Annotated in this window: 4 protein-coding genes and 1 pseudogene; 4 read left to right on the top strand and 1 reads right to left on the bottom strand. The window is 30.3% G+C overall.

Features of this window, described 5'->3' with window-relative positions:
• Nucleotides 1–126: 126 nt before the first annotated feature.
• The 4 genes from repM to nadS all read left to right on the top strand — a co-directional run bounded on the left by repM (nucleotide 127) and on the right by nadS (nucleotide 2312).
• Nucleotides 127–1056 carry a replication initiation protein RepM gene (repM, locus tag P256_RS06450; RefSeq protein WP_023272882.1) on the top strand — a complete coding sequence of 310 codons (930 nt, stop codon included), beginning with the start codon at nucleotides 127–129 and terminating at the stop codon, nucleotides 1054–1056.
• A 77-nt stretch (nucleotides 1057–1133) separates the two neighbouring features.
• A complete protein-coding gene (locus P256_RS06445; RefSeq protein ID WP_023272881.1) occupies nucleotides 1134–1604 on the top strand; it encodes a plasmid replication DNA-binding protein in 471 nt (156 codons plus the stop codon).
• Between the two features lie 122 nt (nucleotides 1605–1726).
• Nucleotides 1727–2050: a type II toxin-antitoxin system RelE/ParE family toxin gene (locus tag P256_RS06440; protein WP_040331916.1), complete on the top strand. Its 324-nt coding sequence runs from the start codon at nucleotides 1727–1729 to the stop codon at nucleotides 2048–2050.
• Complete coding sequence (gene nadS, locus P256_RS06435) at nucleotides 2040–2312, top strand: NadS family protein (RefSeq protein WP_023272879.1); 273 nt, start codon at nucleotides 2040–2042, stop codon at nucleotides 2310–2312. The genes P256_RS06440 and nadS overlap by 11 nt, the downstream gene beginning before the upstream one ends.
• A gap of 107 nt (nucleotides 2313–2419) precedes the next feature.
• Here the strand turns inward: nadS and P256_RS13295 are convergent.
• A pseudogene (locus P256_RS13295) lies at nucleotides 2420–2787 on the bottom strand (haloacid dehalogenase-like hydrolase); the annotation flags it as partial.

Here is a 2787-nt window from a genome sequence, read left to right as displayed (position 1 = left end):
GACCTATAAAACTAGGTTTATCGACCTATAAAACTAGGTTTATCGACCTATAAGCTAGGTTGATTTACAACCTAGTTTAAATGGGGTAAAGTACGCCTTAGCTTTGTTATAAATTTATTATTAGAAATGAGTGAATTAGTCGTAAAAGATAATGCTTTAATTCAAGCAAGTTATACTTTAGATACTGTAGAGCAACGTTTAGTTCTTTTAGCTATTGCTGAAGCACGAGAAACAGGACAAGGGATTACAGAAAATAGTTTATTAGAGGTTCATGCCAGTAGTTATATAAATACATTTAATGTTGAAAAACATACTGCTTATACTGTACTTCGTGAAGCTTCTAAAAGTTTATTCGACCGTTATGTTACTTACCATGATACTAATCCTAAAACAGGTAAAAACCGCAGCTTTCATTGTCGTTGGGTAGATAAAATTGGTTATGAAAAAGAATCAGCTATAGTTTTTTTACGTTTTACACAAGATATAGTTCCTTTGATAACTAGACTTGAAGAAAACTTTACAAAATATGAGTTACAACAGGTTTCTAAGTTAACTAGCTCGTATGCTATTCGCTTATATGAGTTGTTAATTCAATGGAGATCTTCAGGAGAGACTCCTATTTTTGACTTGTCCATATTTCGACAACAGCTAGGTGTTGAATCTCATCAATATAAGACAATGAGTAATTTCAAAACATATGTTCTAGACTTTGCATTAAATCAGATTAATGAGTTAACCGATATCAAAGCTAAATATGAGCAGCATAAAAAAGGACGTACTATTACCGGCTTTTCTTTTAACTTTAAACAGAAAAAGTTAAATTCTGAATCAATAAAAAAAGAATCAAAAACTCCAAATCTTCCTCCTAAAATGACTGATAAACAACGTCAGTTATTCGCAAAAAAACTTTCGGAATTATCAGAAATGGGAAGTTACTCTGTTGGTGCGGAGAGTTATCAAGATTTTGCTAATCGTATTGATGAAATGTTAAAAGATTCAAAAAATATTCAAGAACTATTGCCTTATCTTAAAAAAGTTGGATTTAAGATTGTATAAAATTTCAACTTGATCATTTTTTTATTAGGCTGTCTAATAGGCATCTAAGTTTGACAAGTTTAGGCATAAATTTTTATATGAAAAGCCTTTCAGTTATTGAGCTATCTAAGCTTTACAATATAAATAGACAGACTATTTACAATAATATAAATAGAGGAATTTTAAGTAAAAATTCTGATAATAAAATTGATTTATCAGAAGCTATCAGGGTATTTGGTGAGCCAATTAAAAAAGGAAATGTAAAAGAAGATGTAAAAATAGACAAAATAGAATCGGCAGAAGTTTTACTGCTTAGACAGCAAGTTGACATGCTTAAAAATCAGCTTGATGATGCTAAAGGAAGAGAGTCTTTCTATCAAAATCAGATTGAAACAATGCAACGTTTATTAGAGGCTCCAAAAGATAAGGTAACATCGTTTACTGAGCAAAAAAATAATCAAGATATAGCTGTAGAATCTAATTTCAAAGAATCTATTCAGGAAGAAGAATTAAGTAATTTAGAGAACAAAAAAAGAAGCTTTTTTAGTAGTTTTTTTTCTAAAAAATAATAGGTTTATTAGTTATTAGCTAAGGTTCAGTACTCTGTATTAAAAGTTTATTTTTATAATTGACTATCGTTTAAAAGCTTTAAATGTTAGTATTTTTATACGCCAATGAAGTATATATATTCATGCTATTTATTGAGACTAGTATTTTTACGAAACAAATAAAAAGTCTTATTTCTGATGAACAATATCGTGAATTTCAGGAAGAGCTTTTATTACAGCCTGATAAAGGAGCTTTGATCAAGAATGGTGGAGGCATCAGAAAAATACGATGTTCTCAAAGTAATAAAGGGAAAAGTGGAGGCATAAGAGTAATTTATTATTGGGTTACTGAAGATGATCAAATATTTTTTTTAGTAGCTTATCCTAAATCTGTAAAAGATAATTTAACAGATAAAGAAACTAATATTCTACGACAGTTGGTTAAGGAACAATTTCATGGAAAATAACTTATTTGATGATTTGGTTGCTTCTATCAAAGAGGCTGGAGCAATTAAACGTCAGGAAATAAAAGCAAGTCGTGTAATAAAGCTCGAATTACCGGATATTAAGCAAGTACGTGAAAAAACTGGCTTGAGTCAAAATGAATTCGCAGCACGCCTTCATATTAGCCCTCGCACACTGCAAAACTGGGAACAAGGAAGAAGATATCCAACAGGACCAGCAGCGACTTTAATTAGGATATTAGACTCTCATCCTAGTCTTATATAGAAAGGTAGAATGAGAGAAAAATCTCTATTTATATAAAACTGGGTTTTCAGAGTAAGTAAAATTTGTTAACCCAAATCTTATTTTAGTAAGTTTCTTTTCTTGAAAAATTAATGCCACTCTAGAATTTTGACATTTTCTAAAGTGTGATTGTTATTTTTATTATGATTAACTAAATACTGAGTCTTAGCATTTATTAGAATTGGATAATCTTCTTCAATATCATCAGTATATGTTGCTAACCATTTAGGGCTAACTCCAATAAGTTTTAAACGTCTAACCTTTTCTTTATGACGACAGTGTACTCCACCGATCCATCCACCTAGTTTTCGTCTCAGAGGTGTACCAATAACCTCTATTTCTGTATCTAAGTTAATTGAACGTATTAATACTTTAGCTAATAATTCAGGAGCTGCTGTTGCTAAAATAACTTTTCTCTTATTCTCTAGGTGAGATTTAATTTCAGCAATCCCTTCAT

The organism is Acinetobacter nectaris CIP 110549, assembly GCF_000488215.1.
Classification (GTDB): Bacteria; Pseudomonadota; Gammaproteobacteria; order Pseudomonadales; family Moraxellaceae; genus Acinetobacter; species Acinetobacter nectaris.
This window is presented reverse-complemented; position numbering and strand designations above follow the sequence as displayed.